This is a genomic window from Streptomyces sp. DvalAA-14 (assembly GCF_900091855.1).
Classification (GTDB): Bacteria; Actinomycetota; Actinomycetes; order Streptomycetales; family Streptomycetaceae; genus Actinacidiphila.
In genome coordinates this window covers 1-2,452 of record NZ_FMCH01000599.1, presented here as the reverse complement: position 1 = coordinate 2,452, position 2,452 = coordinate 1, and the positions used below count along the sequence as shown (strand labels likewise).

The 2,452-nt window shown below is 72.4% G+C and carries 2 protein-coding genes and 1 pseudogene; 2 read left to right on the top strand and 1 reads right to left on the bottom strand.

What is annotated here, in order from left to right; all coding sequences use genetic code 11:
- On the bottom strand, nucleotides 1-788 hold a 788-nt coding region (locus GA0115240_RS32130), incomplete at its 3' end, for a TIGR03620 family F420-dependent LLM class oxidoreductase (RefSeq protein WP_093742247.1).
- A gap of 820 nt (nucleotides 789-1,608) precedes the next feature.
- Between GA0115240_RS32130 and GA0115240_RS39470 the strand changes: the two genes are divergently transcribed.
- Both GA0115240_RS39470 and GA0115240_RS32120 read left to right on the top strand, forming a co-directional pair.
- Nucleotides 1,609-2,052, top strand: a complete 444-nt coding sequence (locus GA0115240_RS39470) for an LAETG motif-containing sortase-dependent surface protein (RefSeq protein ID WP_176725233.1) — start codon at nucleotides 1,609-1,611, stop codon at nucleotides 2,050-2,052.
- Between the two features lie 165 nt (nucleotides 2,053-2,217).
- A pseudogene (locus GA0115240_RS32120) lies at nucleotides 2,218-2,452 on the top strand (hypothetical protein); the annotation flags it as partial.

Below are 2,452 nucleotides of genomic sequence, written 5' to 3'. Positions count from 1 at the left end.
TGGTCGGCGCCCGCCGCGTGGAAGGCATCCACCCGGGCCCGGATCGCGTCCACGTCGCCCACCGCGTACAGCGCCTCGACCAGGCGGTCGCTGCCGCCACCGGAGAGGTCGTGCCGGGTGAAGCCGCGCCGCAGCCAGTTGTTCGTGTAGTTGGGCAGCTTGAGGTAGTAGGCCAGCGCGGCGCGCGCGGTGCGCAGCCCCCGCTCCGGTTCGTAGTCGAGCACCACGCCCAACTCCGGGGCGAGCAGCGCGTCCGGCCCCAGCTCCTCGCGGGCCTGGGCGACGTGCTCGACCGTCACCAGATACGGGTGCGCGCCGGCCGCGCGCTCGGCCGACAGCTTCAGCATCTTCGGGCCGAGCGCGGCCAGCACCCGCTGATGGACCGGCACCGGCACCGGCGCGGCGTCCAGCTCCTCCAGATACGACACCATCTTCGAGAACGGGCGGGCGTACCCGGGCGTACTCGACTCGTGGCTGGCACCCAGACCCAGGACGAACCGGTCGCCGTAATCCATCTGGAAGTTCGCCACGCCCTGCGCGACCGTCGCCGCGTCGTGCCGCCAGACGCTGAGAATGCCGGTCGCGACGGTCATCCGCCCGGTGGCCTCCAGCACCGGCCGCGCCTGGTCGAGCAGCGGTGAACCGCCCAGCCAGACCGTGCCGTAGCCGAGCTCCTCCAGCTCCGCCGCGGCTTCCCGGTGCTCGCCCTGAACTGCCGGGTCGTCACTGCTCAGTGCCTGTGACCAGATACCGACACGGCCGAAGCGCTTGTACGTCTCACGAGTCATGTCCGGGGCAACCGGCCCCCCGCGGCGGTCTATTCCGCCCGCTGGGCCGTACAGGTGGATGTCCCCCCGCATTCACCCGGACGGCCTCTTTCACCTGTCAGTCGTACAAACTTCGGTAATTGGGCCATTCGTCGCTGTACAGATGTACCGCGCGACCGGCATACTCAACGCCCGGCCACCAGGCCGTAGAACTTCCACTTCGGCGGCGAGGCTCTCGCAGGCCAGGGGGGCCCGAGCCTCGCGTACCGCGTGTGTCCTCACCGCTCCGCCTGCTCCCGGCTGACCGCCCTGGGATCAGGGAGCAAATTTTCAGTGCAAGGTTCAATAACCAAGCGCGCGACAGCCGTTGCCGGTGCGGCTGCCATGACCGCAGCCCTCTCGGTGGCCGGTGCCGGTGTCGCTCAGGCACACGACAAGTCGGACTCCTGCGGCCAGGTGTCCGTCAAGTACTCCCTCGACGGGGGTAAGAACTGGACCACCGACGGGCGTATCAACGGCAACACCGCCCCGACGACGATCACCGTCAAGCTCACCAACGGGGCCAAGGACGGCTGCAGCTACGCGGTCTCACTGGCTTCCTACAGCGCCGAGGGCCCGACCTGGCAGACGTCGGGAACCCAGGGTTACCTCGGCATGGACAGCACCACGCTGAGCAAGACCACGCGCACCGCCACGCTGGACGTCAGCGGCACCGCGCCGACCTGCTTCGGCCAGGTCGACCTGTACGGCAACGGCATCAAGTACGACGGCACCGGCGGCGCCCTGCCGCACTACCCGGACTCGGCCACGCCGGTCAACCTGATCACCGCGTGGAACGGCGGTGCCCCGTGCACCACGCCGACCACGCCGCCGGTCACGACGCCGCCGACCGACACCCCCACGCCGACGCCGACCGACTCGGGCACGCCGACCCCGACGCCGACCGACACCGGTACCGCGACGCCGACGCCGACCGACTCGGGCACGCCGACGCCGACCCCGACCGGGACCGGCACCTCGACCCCCACCCCGGTCGTCGTCGGACACCTCGTCCCCGTCGCCCTCGCCGACCACCTCCTCGGCTTCCGGCGGCGGCAGCACCACGCCTCCCACCGGTACCCCGGTCGTCCAGCCGGTTTCCACCACGCCGAGCGGCAACCTCGCCGAGACCGGCGGCAACGGCTCGCAGACCGTGGCCTTCGCCGGCGGCGGCGCGGCCCTGCTGGTGATCGGCGGCGGAGCCGTCTACTTCACCCGCCGCCGTAACCGCACGGCCGGCAACTGACGTATCCGCGCTTCGGCGTGACCGCGGCGCCCCCGAACGCACGCTGTTCGGGGGGCGCTGTGCTGCCCGGGGCGCGGGGGACGCGGGAGGGGGCGGCCAGGGCCGACCGGGTGTTTCGGGGCCCGCCGCCGTTACCCGCCGGGCCGGCCGGGCATCAGCACAGGCATGGTCGGATCATGGATGCTCAGGGCGCCCGCCGTCGCCGGCCGGTGGGCGCGGTTCCGCACGGAGGACGCCCGCAAGGCGCTCGCCGGCGCCGTGCTCATCGGCGTGGTGTCCGGGATGCGCAGCCAGCTCGGGGTGGCGGCGGTCGCGCTCACCACTGACGGCGCCGGCAAGCCCCGCCCGGCCCCGCTGCTGGCCGACCGCCGCGTCGCCGTCGCGTCGGCGACCGCGACCT